The organism is Bacillus sp. A01H (assembly GCF_045277205.1).
Classification (GTDB): domain Bacteria; phylum Bacillota; class Bacilli; order Bacillales; family Bacillaceae_G; genus Bacillus_A; species Bacillus_A paranthracis.
In genome coordinates this window covers 3,765,590-3,785,089 of sequence record NZ_CP117702.1, presented here as the reverse complement: position 1 = coordinate 3,785,089, position 19,500 = coordinate 3,765,590, and the positions used below count along the sequence as shown (strand labels likewise).

The following is a 19,500-nucleotide window of genomic DNA, read 5'->3' as shown; positions in this document are numbered from 1 at the left end:
AGTAAGTTTTCACTATTTATAAAGGGTAGAGAAAAAATATATAAAAAGGCAATCTACCGAATGGCAGATTGCCTTTTTACAATAGAAGGGGAAGGAAACATGATTATTCATATTTTAGCGGGAGGACCCGCGGAATATTGTGCAGATTTTTCTTCATATGAAAATGAGAAAGTAGTGTGGGCGGCAGTTGATAGAGGAGTATATCGTTTATTAAAAAGAGGTATTACTCCTGCTGTTGCGTTTGGAGATTATGACTCGGTTACGGAAGAAGAATTAGCATGGATGGGGCAACAAACAAATGATTTACATATTGTTCCTCGTGAAAAAGATCAAACTGATTTAGAAATTGCGATTAACTGGGCGTTAGAACAAAAGCCGGCACTCATTCGTATTTTTGGTGCTACTGGCGGAAGACTTGATCACGGTTTAGCGAATATACAAATGCTTTTAAAAGGATTAGAAGTAGGAATAGAGATGTGTATTGTAGACAATCAAAATGAAATAAGTGTAAAAAGAGTAGGTACACATATAATTGAAGAAAATAAAAATTTCCCTTATGTATCTTTTGTGCCTGTTACTGAAATAGTGGAAGGGATTACATTACTTGGTTTTAAATATCCTCTAACGAATAAAAAAATAGAGTGGGGATCCACACTTTGTATTAGTAATGAACTCGTTGAGGAAAAAGGTACTTTTTCATTTACTTCTGGCATATTAATGGTGATAAGAAGCACTGATTAAAGAAACAATTTTGCTCCTTACATCATATAGTGACCAAGTGGAGTAATGGGGATTAGGAGGGAAACCATGAGATTTTATACAATTAAGTTACCTAAATTTCTTGGTGGAATTGTTCGTGCCATGTTAAATACCTTCAAAAAAGATTAAAAAAAGCACCTATTACCGGTGCTTTTTCCATTGGTATAGTAAAAAAAGAGCCTAGCGGCTCTTTTTTTTATTATTAAACACGTTCGATTTTGCCAGATTTTAATGCTCTAGCAGAAACGTAAACACGTTGAACTTTTCCGTCGATGCGTACGCGAACTTTTTGAAGGTTAGCGCCCCACTTACGTTTTGTAGCGTTCATTGCGTGAGAACGAGAGTTACCAGAACGAGCTTTTCTTCCAGTAATAGCACAAACACGAGCCATTTATATTTCCCTCCCTTGATACCTTACCATACGTAATTTTTCAATGTTAGTCTTTTATGCGATGCTAAAAACACTACTATAATTTAACACAACTAAAAAGAGAATGCAACACTGTAGAAAAAAGAAATCAAGAAAAATTACTTGACACTATATGTCAATGAAGAAAAGTTGAAATCAAGAAAAATTGCTTGACATATTATAGTGATACATGTTGTATAATAACAATGGACTATTTTGCTCATCATAAAAAAGTGTAGTTTTCAACATAAAATATGAGAGTGAAAAAGAAAGAACGATGGAATTTTCTTTAAAAAGATTATATGATAGTAACTAAAGTAGTCTAACTCACTTTCACCATTTATGAAGGGGGAAAACGAGATGTCAATTGAAATTAAAACGAAGTACGGTCAAATTGATATTAGTACAGATGTAATTGCAACAATTGCTGGAGGTGCCGCGGTAGATTGCTACGGTATCGTAGGTATGGCATCAAAAAATCAGTTAAAAGATGGATTAACAGACATTTTACGAAAAGAAAATTTCACTAGAGGTGTTATTGTTCGTAAAGATGAAGATGAAGTACATATTGATATGTATATTATTGTGAGCTATGGTACGAAAATTTCAGAAGTAGCACATAACGTGCAGACGAAAGTGAAATATACATTAGATCAAACTGTAGGACTAGCAGTAGATTCTGTAAACATCTACGTACAAGGAGTTAAAGTAATAAACTTGTAATGTGCATTAAGGAGGAAAATCTGTGTCAATTCAAAAAATTGATGGAAAACGTTTATCACAAATGATCATTCAAGGAGCGAATAATTTAACGAATAATGTTCAGCTTGTTGATGCATTAAACGTATTTCCAGTTCCAGATGGCGATACCGGTACAAACATGAACTTATCTATGACTTCAGGCGCACGTGAAGTGAAAGCAAATCCTTCACAACATGCTGGTAAAGTCGGCGTAAGTTTAGCCAAAGGATTATTAATGGGAGCTCGTGGTAACTCTGGAGTTATTTTATCTCAGTTGTTCCGTGGTTTCTCGAAATCCATTGAACAAAAAGAAGAATTAACAACAGTTGATTTTGCTGCAGCTTTAGAAGCTGGAGTAGAGGCGGCTTACAAAGCGGTTATGAAACCGATTGAAGGAACGATTTTAACGGTTGCAAGAGAAACGGGTAAATATGCAGTAACAGTTGCGAAAAAACAGCGCGACTTTGTTTTGTTTATGGAAGACGTTGTGAAAGAAGCAAATGCATCGTTAAATCGTACGCCAGATTTATTACCTGTATTAAAACAAGTTGGCGTTGTAGATAGCGGTGGTAAAGGTCTTGTAGTAGTTTACGAAGGGTTTTTAGCTGACTTAAAAGGAGAAACGATTTCTTCTGATGCACCTGCCCAACCATCTATGAATGAAATGGTGCGCGCAGAACATCACCGTAGTGTACAAAGCCAATTGAGTACAGAAGATATTAAGTATGGATATTGTACGGAGTTCATGGTGAAATTAGAAGCTGATAAAGTGAAAGAACATAATTTCTCTGAACAAAAATTCCGTGAAGATATTAGTGTGTATGGTGATTCACTACTAGTTGTATCTGATGATGAAATTGTAAAAGTTCATATTCATGCAGAACATCCTGGAGACGCTATGAACTACGGACAACGTTACGGTAGTTTAATCAAGATTAAAGTAGAGAATATGCGTGAACAGCATACCGCTTTATTAGATGAGCCTGCTATGATGCCTGAGCCAACTAGCCAGCCTAAAGAGAAACAACCGTACGGTATCGTAACTGTAGCTATGGGATCTGGTATTAAAACTTTATTTGAAAGCATTGGCGCGACGAAAGTTATCGAAGGTGGCCAAACGATGAATCCAAGTACTGAGGATATCGTGAAGGCGATTGAAGAAGCAAACGCTGAAAAAATCATTATTTTACCGAACAACGGGAATATCGTAATGGCAGCAGAACAAGCAGCGTCAGTTGTGGATCAAGAAGTGATTGTAGTTCGTTCAAAAACAGTTCCTCAAGGTATGGCTGCAATGTTAGCATTTAATCCAGTTGGAACGCTAGAGGAAAATGAAGAAAACATGAAAGAAGCTTTATCTCATGTGAAAACAGGTCAAATTACGTATGCTGTACGTGATACGGAAATTGATGGTGTGGCAATTCAAAAAGATGATTTCATGTGTATCGCAGATGGAAAAATCGTATCAACAAATGCTGAAAAAGTAGGGGCTGCGAAGCAATTACTAGAAGCACTAATTGATGAAGATTCTGAAATCGTAACGATTCTACAAGGTGAAGATGCAACTGATGAAGAGGTAGCTGAATTAGTTGAATTTGTAGAAGAGAATTTTGAAGATGCAGAAGTAGAAGTACATGCTGGAAACCAACCGGTGTATTCTTTCATCTTCTCTGTAGAATAAGAAAAAATTCGTTTTGAAAATAAATGGATTACTTACTTGCTAATGGATAATAAGTAGTAATATGAAGTTTATTACTAGTTTTTATTCAAAAGGCTAGCATATTGAAGATAAAAAAGAGCCTTGCTGCTAATAGTGAGGCTCTTTTCTTTCGTGTTGTTTATGAGGGATTTGAGTAGTTTCTCTTAGAATGCCTATGATAGAATATATAGGGTGAAAGAGAGCGATTACAGATGTCAATCATGTTAATGGATAATGAATCAAAAAATAATGTGACGGAGCGTGAGAACCTTGAATGAAGTTGTACAAGTTCCTGTTACGGATGTAAAGGGAATCGGAGGAGAAACATCTGAATTACTACACGAGATGGGAATTTATACAGTTTCTCATCTATTAGAACATTTTCCGTACCGTTATGAAGACTATGCGATGAAAGATCTTGCTGAAGTAAAGCATGATGAACGTGTAACAGTAGAGGGAAAAGTTCATAGTGCTCCTTTACTGCAATATTATGGGAAGAAGAAGTCGCGTCTTACGGTTCGTGTCCTCGTAGGTCGTTATTTAATTACAGCTGTATGTTTTAATAGGCCGTACTATAAGCAGAAGTTAAATTTAGATGAAACGGTAACGATTACTGGTAAATGGGATCAGCATCGTCAAACGATTGCGGTATCAGAACTTCATTTTGGACCGGTTGTACGTCAACAAGAAGTAGAGCCTGTGTACTCAGTGAAAGGGAAACTTACAGTAAAACAGATGCGCCGTTTTATTGCACAAGCGTTAAAAGAGTATGGAGATTCTATAGTTGAAGTGTTACCTGATGGATTGCTAAGTCGATATAAATTATTGCCGCGTTATGAAGCGCTTCGGGCGTTGCATTTTCCAACAGGTCAGGAAGATTTGAAGCAAGCGCGTCGCCGTTTTGTATATGAGGAGTTTTTCTTATTTCAGTTAAAAATGCAAACGTTACGAAAAATGGAGAGGGAAAATTCGAAAGGGACGAAAAAAGAAATTCCTTCAGAAGAATTGCAAGAGTTTATCGATGCACTTCCGTTTCCATTAACTGGTGCGCAACGCCGAGTTGTAGATGAAATTATGAAAGATATGACATCTCCTTATCGAATGAATCGTCTGTTGCAAGGTGATGTAGGTTCTGGTAAAACGGTGGTCGCTGCAATTGGTCTTTATGCAGCGAAATTAGCGCATTATCAAGGTGCTTTAATGGTTCCAACAGAAATTTTAGCAGAACAACATTATCAATCGCTCGCAGAGACGTTCTCGCACTTTGGTATGAAGGTTGAATTGTTAACAAGTTCAGTTAAAGGTGTGAAACGCCGAGAGATTTTGGCAAAATTAGAACAAGGAGAAATAGATATCCTTGTTGGAACGCATGCTTTAATTCAAGATGAAGTTATTTTTCATAGGTTAGGTCTCGTGATTACTGATGAACAACATCGATTTGGTGTAGCGCAGCGACGAGTTTTACGTGAGAAAGGTGAAAGTCCAGATGTATTATTTATGACAGCAACACCAATTCCACGTACGTTAGCAATTACTGCATTTGGAGAGATGGATGTTTCTATAATCGATGAGATGCCGGCTGGTAGAAAGGTAATTGAAACATACTGGGCAAAACATGACATGTTAGATCGTGTTCTCGGTTTTGTAGAGAAAGAGATAAAAAAAGGAAGACAAGCATATGTTATTTGTCCTCTAATTGAAGAATCTGAGAAACTTGATGTACAAAATGCAATCGACTTACATAGTATGCTGACTCATCATTATCAGGGGAAATGTCAAGTCGGATTAATGCATGGAAGATTATCATCTCAAGAAAAAGAAGAGATAATGGGGCAATTTAGTGAAAATAAAGTGCAAATTCTTGTGTCGACAACAGTTGTTGAGGTGGGTGTGAACGTACCGAATGCGACTGTAATGGTTATTTATGATGCAGAGCGTTTCGGTTTATCACAGCTTCATCAGCTAAGAGGCCGTGTTGGGCGTGGTAGTGAACAATCGTATTGTTTATTAATCGCGGATCCAAAATCGGAAACGGGAAAAGAACGAATGCGTATTATGACCGAAACGAATGATGGATTTGTATTGTCAGAAAAAGATTTAGAATTACGAGGTCCTGGAGATTTCTTTGGGAGTAAGCAAAGTGGTTTACCAGAATTCAAGGTTGCTGATATGGTACATGATTATCGGGCGCTAGAAACAGCTAGACAAGATGCGGCGTTACTAGTAGATTCAGAAGCGTTTTGGCATAATGATCAATATGCGTCGTTGCGTACGTATCTTGACGGGACAGGTGTGTTCCAGGGAGAGAAGCTCGATTAAAGGGAGGCAACAAAAGTTTTTGTTGCATTCTACTTTTAATGATTATATACTACTGTTAGTACCTAGTCATAAAAATGGATGGTGCGGTATGAAAAAAAGAAGAAGTAAAAAAGAAAGACAAGAATTATTACAACAAACGATAGAAACGAATCCTTTTATTACGGATGAAGATTTAGCAGAAAAATTTCAAGTGAGTATACAAACTGTACGTCTTGATCGTATGGAATTATCTATTCCTGAATTAAGAGAAAGAATTAAACATGTAGCTACAAAGCAACATGAAGAAGATGTGAAATCTTTACCGTTAGAAGAGGTTGTCGGAGAAATTATTGATATAGAATTAGATAGACATGCGATTTCTATTTTTGAAGTGAAGGTAGAACACGTATTTAAAAGAAATCAAATTGCCCGTGGGCATCATTTGTTTGCACAAGCAAACTCACTAGCTGTTGCGGTTATTGATGAAGAATTAGCTTTAACTGCAAAGTCTACCATTCGATACATTCGTCCTGTAAAATTAGGAGAGCGTGTTGTTGCAAAAGCGCGCGTGGAAGATGTAGAGAATGATAAAGGGCGGACGGTTGTCAAAGTGCGTAGCTTCGTTGGAGAAGAACTTGTTTTTACAGGCACTTTTGAAATGTATCGATCTAGTAATTATAGTGAGGAAGGTAACAACTTATGAAAATCGCAATAGATGCAATGGGCGGCGATCATGCTCCAAAGGCTGTCGTACTAGGAGCAATGAAAGCTATTAAGGAATATTCTGATTTACATATTACGTTAGTGGGGAAAGAAGAGGAAATTCGTCAATACTTAACGAGTGAAGAACGAATTACTATACTTCATACAGACGAAAAAATCGAATCGACAGATGAACCAGTAAGAGCGGTTCGTCGAAAAAAACAAGCTTCAATGGTACTTGCGGCGCAGCAAGTGAAAGACGGTGTAGCGGATGCTTGTATATCAGCTGGTAGTACAGGAGCTTTAATGGCGGCTGGATTGTTTGTTGTAGGTCGTATGGAAGGAATTGAGCGACCAGCTTTATCCCCTACAATGCCAACTGTTGATGGAGAAGGTTTTGTTATGTTAGATGTTGGAGCGAACGTTGATGCAAAACCAATTCATTTATATCAATATGCAGTAATGGGATCTGTATACGCTGAGAAAGTAAGAGGAATTAAAAATCCTCGCGTTGGACTTTTAAACGTTGGAATAGAAGATGGTAAAGGTAACGAGCTTTCAAAACAAGTCTTTGCAATGCTTAAAGATGCGCCAATTAATTTTGTTGGGAACGTTGAATCAAGAGATTTATTGCAAGGTGTAGCAGATGTTGTTGTATGTGACGGTTTTACAGGGAATGTAGCACTGAAATCATTAGAAGGAACAGCACTTGCATTATTCTCTATGTTAAAAGAGCAGTTAATGAGTTCGTTTACGAGCAAATTAGCAGCGGCGGTATTAAAACCAAAACTTATGGTATTAAAAGATAAAATGGATTATTCGGAGTATGGAGGAGCCGCGTTATTTGGATTGAAAGCTCCTGTCATTAAGGCTCACGGTTCTTCCAATGACCAATCAATATTTAGTGCGATTCGTCAAACGAGAGAAATGGTAGCGAAAGAAGTTATTCCTACTATTTCAAGCGTAATGGAGAAAGAGCCACTCCAATAAGAGGAGGATTTGAAATGGGAAAACTAGCATTTCTTTTTCCGGGCCAAGGTTCACAGGCAGTTGGAATGGGTAAACAGTTAGCAGAGAATAATAAAGAGGTTGCAAATGTATTTGCAAAAGCAGATGAGGTGTTGCAAGACTCACTTTCAGAAGTGATTTTTGAAGGGCCGCAGGAAAAGCTTACGTTAACAACAAATGCGCAACCTGCTTTATTAACAACGAGTTTTGCTATTTTGACAGCTTTAAAAGAGTATGATATTACACCAGACTTTGTCGCAGGGCATAGTTTAGGTGAGTATAGCGCTCTTGTAGCAGCAGGTGCATTAACTTTTGAGGATGCAGTATATGCTGTAAGGAAACGTGGGGAATATATGGAAGAAGCTGTTCCTGGCGGAGAAGGTGCAATGGCGGCTATTTTAGGTGCTGATCCACATATGCTGAAACAAGTTACAGAAGAAGTAACAAGTGAAGGGTATGCAGTACAAATTGCTAATATGAATAGTACGAAGCAAATTGTGATTTCTGGAACAAAGCAAGGAGTCGAGATTGCTTCTCAAAGAGCGAAAGAACATGGTGCAAAGAGAGCAATTCCGCTTAAAGTAAGTGGACCGTTCCACTCTGCGCTTATGAAGCCAGCGGCGGAGAAATTCCAAAGTGTCTTAAATGAAATTACAATTCAAGATACGAATATTCCGGTAATCGCAAATGTAACAGCAGACGTTATTACAAGTGGTGCACATATTCAAGAAAAGCTAATCGAGCAGCTCTATTCGCCTGTCTTATGGTATCCATCCATTGAATATATGGTGAGTCAAGGGGTAGATACATTTATTGAGATTGGACCTGGGAAAGTACTTGCTGGACTTATGAAGTCAATTGATTCATCAGTGAAAGCATACGCGATATACGATGAAGAGACATTACAAGATACCATTTCGAATTTGAGAGGAGAAAACTGATGTTAAAAGGGAAAGTAGCATTAGTAACGGGTGCTTCACGTGGAATTGGTCGCGCAATTGCGATTGATTTAGCAAAACAAGGGGCAAATGTTGTAGTAAATTATGCTGGTAACGAGCAAAAGGCAAATGAAGTAGTTGATGAAATAAAGAAATTAGGTTCGGATGCAATTGCAGTAAGAGCAGATGTTGCAAATGCTGAAGACGTTACAAATATGGTGAAACAAACTGTAGATGTATTTGGACAAGTTGATATTCTTGTAAATAATGCAGGTGTAACAAAAGATAATTTATTAATGCGTATGAAAGAAGAAGAATGGGATACAGTTATTAATACAAACCTAAAAGGTGTATTCTTATGTACAAAGGCAGTATCTCGATATATGATGCGTCAACGTCATGGACGTATTGTAAATATCGCTTCTGTTGTCGGAGTAACGGGAAACCCAGGACAAGCAAACTATGTTGCTGCTAAAGCAGGTGTAATCGGATTAACAAAAACATCAGCAAAAGAGTTAGCAAGCCGCAATATTACTGTAAATGCAATTGCTCCTGGATTTATTGCGACAGATATGACAGACGTATTAGATGAAAATATAAAAGCTGAAATGTTAAAATTAATTCCTGCAGCTCAGTTTGGTGAAGCGCAAGATATCGCAAATGCTGTAACGTTTTTTGCTTCTGATCAAAGCAAATATATTACAGGTCAAACGTTAAATGTTGATGGCGGTATGGTAATGTAATAAAAGAATCGATTTCAGCTAGTTTTTTTGGACAATATTTAATATAATATTTGAGGGGAGGTGAATGGAATGGCAGATGTTTTAGAGCGTGTAACAAAAATTATCGTTGATCGTTTAGGAGTAGAAGAAACAGAAGTAGTACCAGCTGCAAGCTTCAAGGAAGATTTAGGAGCAGACTCCCTAGATGTAGTAGAACTTGTAATGCAATTAGAAGACGAATTCGAAATGGAAATTTCTGATGAAGATGCTGAAAAGATTGCTACTGTTGGCGATGCTGTGACTTACATAGAGAGTCATCTATAATGCTTGAATGAAGTCCCGTTTTTTAGCGGGGCTTCTCGGCTTATATCTGGAGGGACCTATGCCGTACCGTAAATATAGAGAAAAAAAATACGAAACAAAATATCGTGAAGCGTTTAAAGTATTTCAAGAAAAAATAGGTATTACGTTTACAGATGAAAAATTATTGATTCAAGCATTTACGCATTCATCGTATGTGAATGAGCATCGAAAAAAACCGCATGAAGACAATGAGCGTCTCGAATTTCTTGGAGATGCAGTATTGGAACTTACTGTATCGCAGTATCTGTTTCAAAAATATCCGACAATGAGCGAAGGAGAGTTAACAAAACTACGTGCAGCTATTGTATGTGAACCATCTCTTGTTCGTTTTGCAAACGAGTTGTCATTTGGTAGCCTAGTTTTATTAGGAAAAGGTGAGGAAATGACAGGCGGACGTGAACGACCAGCTTTATTAGCGGATGTCTTTGAAGCGTTTATTGGTGCCCTTTATCTTGATCAAGGGTTAGAAACAGTATGGGGCTTCTTAAAAGAAATTGTATACCCTAAAATTAATGAAGGTGCTTTTTCTCATGTGATGGATTATAAGAGTCAATTACAAGAGTTGATTCAGCGTGATGGTAGTGGCAATATTGAGTATCAAATTTTGCAAGAAAAAGGACCGGCTCACAATCGGGAATTTGTGTCACGTGTTACGTTAAATAACGTGGCCTTAGGTCTTGGTAGTGGCAAGTCGAAAAAAGAAGCAGAGCAACAAGCTGCTGCAGAAGCGTTGAAAAAGTTAAAAGAACAACTATAAGGAATCCCCCTTTGAATGAGGGGGATTCCTTGTGCATAGAATGAAACTTTCCTTTCGTTTATAAATGTAAGGAAATGAAATCCGTATAATCGTTTGTTTTTGTATAAACAACATTTATAGCAATGGAGAATAGGAGGAAGGCCTTTCGTGTTTTTAAAAAGATTAGAAATAGCAGGATTTAAGTCTTTTGCTGAGCGTGTATCTGTCGATTTTGTCCCAGGTGTAACGTCTGTAGTAGGACCTAATGGAAGCGGGAAAAGTAATATTACTGATGCCATTCGTTGGGTACTTGGTGAACAATCGGCAAAATCATTACGTGGTGCAAAGATGGAAGATATTATTTTTGCAGGTAGTGATACGAGAAGAGCGGTTAATGTTGCTGAAGTAACATTAACTTTAAATAATGAAGATCAACGTTTACCGATTGAATATAATGAGGTGTGTGTAACGCGTCGTGTATCTCGTTCTGGTGATAGTGATTTTTATATTAATAAACAATCATGCAGGTTGAAAGATATTATCGATTTATTTATGGACTCTGGTATGGGAAGAGAAGCTTTTTCGATTATTAGCCAGGGGAAAGTTGAAGAAATTTTAAGTAGTAAATCAGAAGAACGTCGTGGTGTATTTGAAGAAGCGGCGGGAGTGCTGAAATACAAACTTCGTAAAAAGAAAGCTGAAGGTAAATTAGCAGACACACAAGAAAACTTAAATCGTGTACAAGATATAATTCACGAATTAAGTAGTCAAGTAGAACCTTTAGAAAGACAAGCTTCTATTGCAAAGGATTATCTCGAGAAAAAAGAAGAATTAGAGAAAGTAGAAGCGGCGCTTATTGTACATGAAATTGAAGAATTACATGAGAAATGGGAAGCGCTTCGAAATCAGTTTGGGCATAATAAAAACGAAGAAGCGAAAATGTCAACGCATTTACAAAAAGGTGAAGAAGAGCTAGAGGAATTACGAGGCCAATTACAAGCAGTAGATGAGTCTGTAGATTCCCTGCAAGAAGTACTTTTGCTTTCTAGTAAAGAACTAGAAAAGTTAGAAGGACAGCGTGAGCTATTAAAAGAGAGAAAGCAAAATGCAACGACGCATTGTGCACAACTCGAACAGTTAATTGTTGAATTAACAGAGAAAGCTACAAGTTATGATGGTGAAATTGAATCGAGTACAGAAGTATTGATGCAATTTGTAAATCATGTAAAAGAGTTGGAGACGAAATTGCATGATAATGAGCAATTACTTGCAACGTTTGCTGACAATTTAGAAGAGCAAATTGAGAATTTAAAAGGTGACTATATTGAACTTTTAAATCAACAAGCTAGTCATCGTAATGAGTTATCTATGATTGAAGAACAATCTAAACAACAAAACTCAAAAAATGAACGCCTTGATGAAGAAAATGCGAAATATGTAGAAATGCGTATGGAAATTACAGCGAAAAAGACAAAACTTGTGGAAAGTTATGAACAAGTAAAAGAAAAAGTAGCTGGAATCCTTTCGAATATACAAAAGACAGAAGCGGCACTTGGGAAATGCAAGGCGCAGTATAGTGAAAACGAAACAAAACTGTATCAAGCATATCAATTTGTACAACAGGCACGTTCTCGAAAAGAAATGCTAGAAGAGATGCAAGAGGACTACTCTGGTTTCTATCAAGGGGTACGTGAAGTATTGAAAGCTAGAGAAAATAGGTTGCAAGGTATTGAGGGTGCTGTTGCAGAACTGCTAACGGTACCGAAAGAATATGAAATTGCAATGGAAATTGCTCTAGGTGCAGCGATGCAGCATATAGTTGTACAAAAAGAAGAACATGCTCGTAATGCAATTGCGTTTTTAAAACAAAATAAACATGGACGAGCAACGTTTTTACCGCAAGCTGTTATTAAAGGTAGATCGTTATCATTTGAGCAATTACGTATTGTAAATCAGCACCCATCGTTTGTAGGTGTGGCAGCAGAACTCGTGCAATATAACAATAAATATGAAAATGTAGTTTCAAATTTATTAGGTACTGTTATTGTTGCAAAAGATTTACGCGGAGCGAATGAGTTGGCGAAACAATTGCAATACCGTTATCGCATTGTAACAATCGAAGGTGATGTAGTAAACCCTGGCGGTTCTATGACGGGTGGAGCGGTAAAACAGGCGAAATCATCTTTATTAGGACGTCAACGTGAACTAGAAGAGTGGACGAGTAAGTTAACTGATATGGAAGAAAAAACAACGAAGTTAGAAAACTTTGTTAAAGCAGTAAAACAAGAGATTCAAGAAAAAGAAGTGCAAATACGCGAACTAAGGCAAAGTGTAGAAGCAGAGCGTGTAGATGAACAGAAATTAAGAGAAGAAATTAGTCGCTTAGAATTAGAAGAACATCGTATTAATGATCGGTTATCTATTTACGATTTAGAGATTGAAGGGTTCTTGCAAGACCAAGTGAAAATGCAAGGCCGTAAAGAAGAGTTAGAAAAGATTTTAGCGACTCTTCAGGCAGAGATTACGGAATTAGATAGCAAAATCACAGCTTTAACAAAACAAAAAAGTGAGCAACATTCTTCGAAAGAAAAAGTTCAAAAAGAAATGACTGAGTTAAAAGTGTTAGCAGCTGAAAAGCAACAACGCTTATCTAATCAAAAAGAAAAAGTAGAACGATTGACGAAGGAAAAAGAAGAAACCGATGCAACGCTTGTCAAAACGAAAGAGGATTTAGCATTCTTAAAACAAGAAATGACATCGAATTCAAGTGGTGAAGAACAAATTACGAATATGATTGAGAAGAAAGCATATGATCGTAATCAAACTTCAGAGTTAATTCGCTCTCGTCGTGAACAACGTGTATCGTTACAAGAGAGAGTAGAACAGTTAGAGCGTAACCTGAAAGAAACAACAGGTAAACATAAATACATTCTTGAGATGTTGAAAGATCAAGAGGTAAAAATAAACCGACTTGATGTAGAGTTAGAAAATAGATTACAACATTTACGTGAAACATATACGATTTCATTTGAAGCGGCAAAACTGAAGTATACAATGGTGATGCCTGCTGAGGATGCACGTAAAAAGGTGAAACTAATTAAACTCTCCATCGAAGAACTAGGTACAGTAAACTTAGGAGCAATTGATGAGTATGAGCGTGTGGCAGAGCGTCATACATTCTTACTAGAGCAAAAAGATGATCTAGAAGAAGCAAAAACGACATTGCACCAACTTATTACTGAAATGGATGAAGAAATGAAAAAACGCTTTTCTACTACGTTTGAAGGAATTCGAATGGAGTTTCAATCGGTGTTCTCTGAATTATTTGGAGGCGGTAGAGCGGATTTAGTTATGACGAATCCAGAGGACTTATTAAATACGGGTATTGATATCGTAGCGCAACCGCCAGGGAAGAAACTGCAAAACTTAGGTTTACTTTCAGGTGGAGAGCGTGCTTTAACGGCAATTGCGCTGCTATTTGGTATTTTAAAAGTACGCCCAGTCCCATTCTGTGTATTAGATGAGGTAGAGGCTGCTCTTGATGAGGCAAACGTTGCCCGTTTTGCTCAGTATTTAAAGAAATTTAGTGATGAGACACAGTTTATTGTAATTACACATAGAAAAGGTACAATGGAAGAGTCTGACGTATTGTACGGTGTAACAATGCAAGAGTCAGGGGTATCTAAACTTGTTTCGGTTCGTTTAGATGATGGAGAAGAACTAGTTGCAAGCAAATAGAAAGGATGGGACAGTATGAGCTTTTTTAAAAAACTAAAAGAAAAAATTTCAAAACAAACAGATACGGTAACAGAGAAGTTTAAACAAGGATTAGAAAAAACGAGAAATTCGTTTGCAGATAAAGTAAATGATTTAGTCTTTCGTTACCGTAAAGTAGATGAAGATTTCTTCGAAGAATTAGAAGAAATTTTAATCGGTGCAGATGTAGGCGTTTCGACAGTGATGGAATTAATCGACCAGCTGAAAGAAGAAGTGCAACGTCGTAATATTCAAGATCCAAAAGAAGTACAAGCTGTTATTTCGGAAAAATTAATAGAGATTTATAAAGGTGACAGTGATTTTACTAATGAAATTAATGAGCAAAAGGATGGCTTGACAGTTGTTTTATTTGTTGGTGTGAATGGTGTAGGTAAAACGACAACAATTGGTAAGATGGCTCATAAGTTTAAATCAGAAGGTAAGTCTGTTTTATTAGCAGCAGGAGATACATTCCGTGCTGGAGCGATTGAACAATTAGAAGTATGGGGCGATCGCGTTGGGGTAGAAGTGATTAAACAAGGATCAGGGTCTGATCCAGCAGCGGTTATGTATGACGCTGTACAAGCTGCAAAAGCACGTAAAGTAGATGTATTACTATGTGATACAGCAGGACGTTTACAAAATAAAGTAAACTTAATGAAAGAGTTAGAGAAGGTAAAGCGTGTAATTGAGCGTGAAGTACCAGGAGCTCCTCATGAAGTATTACTTGTTATTGATGCAACAACAGGACAAAACGGTTTAAGTCAAGCGAAAACATTCCGTGAAGCAACGAATGTGACTGGTATTGTTTTAACGAAGTTAGATGGAACTGCTAAAGGTGGTATTGTATTAGCAATTCGTAACGAAATGGATGTACCGGTGAAATTCGTTGGATTAGGAGAGCAAATGGATGATCTGCAACAGTTCGATCCAGAACAATATGTATATGGTTTATTTGCGAACTTAGTAGAAACAGAAGAAGTATAAGTGAAAGAAGCGGTATTTTCCGCTTCTTTTTCTATAAAAATATGAGATGTTAAGAAAAAAACTTGACACTCTTTTGTACTCCATGTAAACTAATTCATGTAAAGGGAAATCACTTAACAAAGGATGATCCAACATGCTCGAAAAAACAACGAGAATGAACTATTTATTTGATTTTTATCAATCGTTGTTAACGCAAAAACAAAGAAGTTATATGTCGCTTTATTATCTAGATGATTTATCTCTTGGTGAAATTGCGGAAGAATTTGATGTAAGTCGCCAAGCCGTGTATGATAACATTAAACGGACTGAAGCGATGCTTGAAGAATATGAAGAAAAATTAGTATTACTTCAAAAGTTTCAAGAGCGACAGCGACTTGTTGCAAAGCTAAAACAGCTAATCAGCGAAGAAGAGCATGTGAATGAAGAAATGAAACAAGTTGTTGAAGCTATCGAAAAATTAGATTAGGAGGGCGGCAATATGGCATTTGAAGGATTAGCCGACCGACTTCAACAGACGATGCAAAAAATCCGCGGCAAAGGAAAAGTTTCTGAAGCCGATGTGAAAGAAATGATGAGAGAAGTTCGTCTAGCTCTTTTAGAAGCGGACGTTAACTTTAAAGTAGTAAAAGATTTTGTAAAGCGTGTATCTGAACGTGCTGTCGGACAAGATGTAATGAAAAGTTTGACACCTGGACAACAAGTAATTAAGGTTGTACAGGAAGAACTTACAGAACTTATGGGCGGAGAGCAAAGCAAAATTGCTGTTGCTAATAAGCCACCGACTGTTATTATGATGGTTGGTCTGCAAGGTGCAGGTAAAACAACGACGACAGGTAAGCTTGCGAATTTGCTTCGTAAAAAGCATAATCGTAAACCAATGCTTGTTGCGGCGGATATTTACCGTCCTGCAGCGATTAAACAGCTTGAAACATTAGGGAAGCAATTGGACATGCCTGTATTCTCTTTAGGAGATCAAGTAAGTCCTGTTGAAATTGCGAAACAAGCGATTGCAAAAGCGAAAGAAGATCATCATGATTATGTTTTAATTGATACAGCAGGTCGCCTGCATATTGATGAAGAACTAATGGATGAATTAGCGAAAGTGAAAGAAGTTGCGAAACCGGATGAAATTTTCCTTGTTGTCGATGCGATGACAGGACAAGACGCGGTTAATGTTGCACAAAGTTTCCATGAACAGCTAGGTTTAACAGGGGTTGTATTAACGAAGCTGGATGGTGATACGCGCGGTGGTGCGGCATTGTCTATTAAAGCTGTTACAAATACGCCAATTAAATTTGCTGGTATGGGTGAAAAACTAGATGCACTTGAAGCGTTCCATCCAGAACGTATGGCATCCCGTATTTTAGGGATGGGAGACGTCTTAACATTAATTGAAAAAGCGCAAGCTACAGTTGATGAAGAGAAAGCAAAAGAACTTGAGCAAAAGATGCGTACGCTTTCGTTTACACTTGACGATTTCCTAGAACAACTTGGACAAGTGCGTCAACTTGGACCGCTTGATGAATTGTTAGGAATGCTTCCTGGTGCAAATAAAATTAAAGGGCTGAAAAATGCACAAGTTGATGAAAAACAAATTGGGCATATTGAGGCAATTATTCGTTCTATGACTAAATTAGAGCGAGAACAACCGGAAATAATCAATGCTAGTCGCAAAAAACGCATTGCCAAAGGTAGCGGTACAACGGTACAAGAAATCAATCGTTTAATCAAGCAATTTGATGATATGAAAAAAATGATGAAAACGATGACTGGAATGCAAAAAGGTAAGAAAAAAGGACTAGGTGGATTGAAGTTTCCATTCATGTAAGGAAAAAAGATGGCTCTGTTAAGAAAAAATACTTTACAAAGCAATAGTCTTTTTGCTAATATAATTATCTGTGTGAAATAAATTCGGAGGTGCTTTATAAATGGCAGTTAAAATTCGTTTAAAACGTATGGGAGCTAAAAAAACTCCTTTCTATCGTGTAGTTGTTGCAGATTCTCGTTCTCCTCGTGACGGACGTTTCATTGAGGAAATCGGTACTTACAATCCGGTTGCTCAACCAGCTGAAGTTAAGATCAACGAAGAAGCAGCATTAAAATGGTTAGGAAATGGTGCTAAACCATCTGATACAGTTCGTAACTTATTCTCTAACCAAGGTATCATGGAGAAATTCCACTTATCTAAACAAGGTAAGTAATTGAGGCAATGACTATGAAGAAGTTAGTCGAGACGATTGTCAAGCCTCTTGTCGATTATCCTGAAGATGTAAAAGTTACACAGGAACTTTACAACGGAGAGATAAAGTATCGATTAACTGTACATCCTGAGGATGTTGGAAAAGTCATTGGAAAACAAGGGAAAGTTGCGAAAGCAATTCGAATGCTCTTGTATTCAGTGGGACATCACAATAGTGAAAAAGTAACACTGGAAATTCAATAAACGTAAAAAGGGCGAGGAGTTATTCCTCTCCCTTTTTTAACATTTAAAGAGAAGTTGCATGTTCCATATGTGAAATGGGGATGCTTAATTTATATAGAAACCAGGGGTGACATACTGTTTATGACAAAATGGTTTAACGTAGGAAAAATTGTAAATACTCATGGCGTAAAAGGAGAAATTCGTGTGGTTTCTCGTACGGATTTTCCAGAAGAGCGATATAAAGTAGGGAATACGTTATACATATCGAATGAAAAAGGTGGAGAGCCTTTCCCAGTAAAGATTACTTCTCATCGTCAACATAAAACATTTGATTTATTGACATTTGAAGGATATGGGAATGTAAATGAAGTAGAACAGTTTAAAGGTTCTCTTTTAAAAGTGCCTGAAGATCAATTAGGCGAACTAGCTGAAGGTGAATACTACTATCATGAAATTATTGGTTGCAACGTTGTAACGGAAGAAGGAGAAGCGCTAGGGACAATAAAAGAAGTTCTATCTCCTGGTGCAAATGATGTTTGGGTAATTAAACGTCCAAAAGGTCAAGATTTGTTAATTCCTTATATTGATGATGTTGTGCTTCAAGTTAACATTGAGAATAAATTAGTAACCATTCATGTAATGGAAGGGCTACTATAATGAAAATTGACATTTTAACTTTGTTTCCAGATATGTTTACAGGTGTGTTTGGATCTTCAATTTTAAAGAAAGCACAAGAAAAAGAAGCGGTAGAGCTTCGTGTTGTCAATTTCCGCGATTATACAACGAGTAAGCATAATAGTGTGGATGATTATCCGTATGGTGGCGGCGCTGGGATGGTGTTAACTCCTCAGCCTATTTTTGATGCTGTAGAAGATTTAACGAAAGAGACAGAGCGGAAGCCGCGAGTTGTCTTAATGTGTCCGCAAGGTGAAAGGTTTACTCAGAAGAAGGCGGAAGAGCTTGCAGAGGAAGAACATTTAATCTTTGTATGTGGGCATTATGAAGGATATGACGAACGAATTCGTGAACATCTCGTAACAGATGAGATTTCTATCGGTGACTATGTATTAACGGGTGGAGAGTTAGCCTCTATGGTTATAACTGATAGTGTCGTACGTCTCCTTCCAGGAGTACTAGGAAATCATGCTTCACAAGTCGAGGATTCGTTTAGTACAGGTTTATTAGAGCATCCTCATTATACACGTCCAGCTGATTTTCGTGGTATGAAAGTGCCAGATGTATTAATGTCGGGAAATCATAAAAATATTGATGAATGGCGACATAAAGAATCGTTGCGTCGTACGTACACGCGTAGACCGGATTTACTAGAAGAACGAGAATTGTCTAAGCAAGAAAAGAAGTGGCTAGAACAGATTAAAGAAGGCAAATAAGTGCTTGATATATTTTCTATTGCAACAGCCTTAGCAATATGCTATTATAACACTTGTGCTGCTGAAATCAGTAGCCGTATTAACGATGTTCCGCTGTAATTTATTTAGACTTTATAAGAGCATCTGTTTAAAGGAGAGAATTTAATATGCAACAATTAATCGCAGAAATTACAAAAGGCCAATTAAAAACTGACCTTCCTTCATTCCGTCCTGGAGACACTTTACGTGTACACGTAAAAGTAGTTGAGGGAACTCGTGAAAGAATTCAGCTTTTCGAAGGTGTTGTAATTAAACGTCGTGGTGGCGGAATCAGTGAAACATTCACAGTTCGTAAGATTTCTTACGGTGTAGGTGTAGAGCGTACATTCCCAGTTCACACGCCAAGAATCGCGAAAATCGAAGTACTTCGCCGTGGTAAAGTACGTCGTGCTAAGTTATACTACTTACGTAACCTTCGCGGTAAAAAAGCACGTATTAAAGAAATTCGATAAGACATGTATGGGAGCTTGTAAATGCACAAGCTCCCTTTTTCCAATCTATATAAAATTTTGATATAATACGATCAGCTT

The 19,500-nt window shown here is 37.4% G+C and carries 21 protein-coding genes; 20 read left to right on the top strand and 1 reads right to left on the bottom strand.

Translation table 11 applies throughout. From position 1 onward, the window contains the following. Window positions 1-60 precede the first annotated feature (60 nt). Both PSR14_RS19865 and spoVM read left to right on the top strand, forming a co-directional pair. A complete protein-coding gene (locus PSR14_RS19865) occupies window positions 61-741 on the top strand; it encodes a thiamine diphosphokinase (RefSeq protein ID WP_001998094.1) in 681 nt (226 codons plus the stop codon). A 66-nt stretch (window positions 742-807) separates the two neighbouring features. Continuing rightward, window positions 808-888, top strand: coding sequence for a stage V sporulation protein SpoVM (gene spoVM / locus PSR14_RS19860; protein ID WP_001213599.1), 81 nt, complete (start codon window positions 808-810; stop codon window positions 886-888). A 73-nt stretch (window positions 889-961) separates the two neighbouring features. Here the strand turns inward: spoVM and rpmB are convergent, their stop codons facing one another. Further along, complete coding sequence (gene rpmB, locus PSR14_RS19855; protein WP_000124776.1) at window positions 962-1,150, bottom strand: 50S ribosomal protein L28; 189 nt, start codon at window positions 1,148-1,150, stop codon at window positions 962-964. 378 nt (window positions 1,151-1,528) lie between these two features. Between rpmB and PSR14_RS19850 the strand changes: the two genes are divergently transcribed. The 18 genes from PSR14_RS19850 to rplS all read left to right on the top strand — a co-directional run bounded on the left by PSR14_RS19850 (window position 1,529) and on the right by rplS (window position 19,422). Then, complete coding sequence (locus PSR14_RS19850; protein WP_000021109.1) at window positions 1,529-1,891, top strand: Asp23/Gls24 family envelope stress response protein; 363 nt, start codon at window positions 1,529-1,531, stop codon at window positions 1,889-1,891. A 22-nt stretch (window positions 1,892-1,913) separates the two neighbouring features. Continuing rightward, complete coding sequence (locus tag PSR14_RS19845) at window positions 1,914-3,590, top strand: DAK2 domain-containing protein (RefSeq protein WP_000027110.1); 1,677 nt, start codon at window positions 1,914-1,916, stop codon at window positions 3,588-3,590. Between the two features lie 288 nt (window positions 3,591-3,878). Further along, window positions 3,879-5,927: an ATP-dependent DNA helicase RecG gene (gene recG, locus PSR14_RS19840; protein ID WP_001006882.1), complete on the top strand. Its 2,049-nt coding sequence runs from the start codon at window positions 3,879-3,881 to the stop codon at window positions 5,925-5,927. A gap of 88 nt (window positions 5,928-6,015) precedes the next feature. Further along, the gene (gene fapR, locus PSR14_RS19835; RefSeq protein WP_000747352.1) at window positions 6,016-6,609 is read left to right on the top strand and encodes a transcription factor FapR; all 594 of its coding nucleotides are present in this window, start codon (window positions 6,016-6,018) and stop codon (window positions 6,607-6,609) included. Continuing rightward, window positions 6,606-7,598 carry a phosphate acyltransferase PlsX gene (gene plsX / locus PSR14_RS19830; RefSeq protein ID WP_098486973.1) on the top strand — a complete coding sequence of 331 codons (993 nt, stop codon included), beginning with the start codon at window positions 6,606-6,608 and terminating at the stop codon, window positions 7,596-7,598. Before fapR ends, plsX begins: the two co-directional genes overlap by 4 nt. Window positions 7,599-7,612: 14 nt before the next feature. Then, on the top strand, window positions 7,613-8,557 hold the full coding sequence (gene fabD, locus PSR14_RS19825) for an ACP S-malonyltransferase (RefSeq protein WP_000516951.1): 945 nt from the start codon (window positions 7,613-7,615) through the stop codon (window positions 8,555-8,557). Continuing rightward, complete coding sequence (fabG, locus tag PSR14_RS19820; protein WP_000911784.1) at window positions 8,557-9,297, top strand: 3-oxoacyl-[acyl-carrier-protein] reductase; 741 nt, start codon at window positions 8,557-8,559, stop codon at window positions 9,295-9,297. The genes fabD and fabG overlap by 1 nt, the downstream gene beginning before the upstream one ends. Before the next feature lie 69 nt (window positions 9,298-9,366). Next, the gene (gene acpP / locus PSR14_RS19815) at window positions 9,367-9,600 is read left to right on the top strand and encodes an acyl carrier protein (RefSeq protein ID WP_000786062.1); all 234 of its coding nucleotides are present in this window, start codon (window positions 9,367-9,369) and stop codon (window positions 9,598-9,600) included. Window positions 9,601-9,658: 58 nt separating this feature from the next. Then, window positions 9,659-10,396: a ribonuclease III gene (gene rncS / locus PSR14_RS19810; protein ID WP_001146876.1), complete on the top strand. Its 738-nt coding sequence runs from the start codon at window positions 9,659-9,661 to the stop codon at window positions 10,394-10,396. 147 nt (window positions 10,397-10,543) lie between these two features. Beyond that, window positions 10,544-14,113: a chromosome segregation protein SMC gene (gene smc, locus PSR14_RS19805; RefSeq protein ID WP_000479000.1), complete on the top strand. Its 3,570-nt coding sequence runs from the start codon at window positions 10,544-10,546 to the stop codon at window positions 14,111-14,113. A gap of 15 nt (window positions 14,114-14,128) precedes the next feature. Further along, window positions 14,129-15,118 (top strand): signal recognition particle-docking protein FtsY, encoded by a 990-nt coding sequence (gene ftsY, locus PSR14_RS19800; RefSeq protein ID WP_000007646.1) that lies wholly within the window; start codon window positions 14,129-14,131, stop codon window positions 15,116-15,118. Between the two features lie 133 nt (window positions 15,119-15,251). Further along, window positions 15,252-15,584 (top strand): putative DNA-binding protein, encoded by a 333-nt coding sequence (locus PSR14_RS19795; protein ID WP_000891062.1) that lies wholly within the window; start codon window positions 15,252-15,254, stop codon window positions 15,582-15,584. 12 nt (window positions 15,585-15,596) lie between these two features. Then, window positions 15,597-16,946: a signal recognition particle protein gene (ffh, locus tag PSR14_RS19790; protein ID WP_000863461.1), complete on the top strand. Its 1,350-nt coding sequence runs from the start codon at window positions 15,597-15,599 to the stop codon at window positions 16,944-16,946. A gap of 100 nt (window positions 16,947-17,046) precedes the next feature. After that, on the top strand, window positions 17,047-17,319 hold the full coding sequence (gene rpsP / locus PSR14_RS19785) for a 30S ribosomal protein S16 (RefSeq protein ID WP_000268750.1): 273 nt from the start codon (window positions 17,047-17,049) through the stop codon (window positions 17,317-17,319). A gap of 14 nt (window positions 17,320-17,333) precedes the next feature. Beyond that, window positions 17,334-17,561 carry a KH domain-containing protein gene (locus tag PSR14_RS19780; protein ID WP_000737403.1) on the top strand — a complete coding sequence of 76 codons (228 nt, stop codon included), beginning with the start codon at window positions 17,334-17,336 and terminating at the stop codon, window positions 17,559-17,561. Between the two features lie 120 nt (window positions 17,562-17,681). Continuing rightward, window positions 17,682-18,197 (top strand): ribosome maturation factor RimM, encoded by a 516-nt coding sequence (rimM, locus tag PSR14_RS19775; protein WP_000170268.1) that lies wholly within the window; start codon window positions 17,682-17,684, stop codon window positions 18,195-18,197. Further along, window positions 18,197-18,931 (top strand): tRNA (guanosine(37)-N1)-methyltransferase TrmD, encoded by a 735-nt coding sequence (gene trmD / locus PSR14_RS19770; protein ID WP_000686892.1) that lies wholly within the window; start codon window positions 18,197-18,199, stop codon window positions 18,929-18,931. Before rimM ends, trmD begins: the two co-directional genes overlap by 1 nt. A gap of 146 nt (window positions 18,932-19,077) precedes the next feature. Beyond that, window positions 19,078-19,422, top strand: a complete 345-nt coding sequence (gene rplS / locus PSR14_RS19765; protein ID WP_001186516.1) for a 50S ribosomal protein L19 — start codon at window positions 19,078-19,080, stop codon at window positions 19,420-19,422. Window positions 19,423-19,500: the final 78 nt, after the last annotated feature.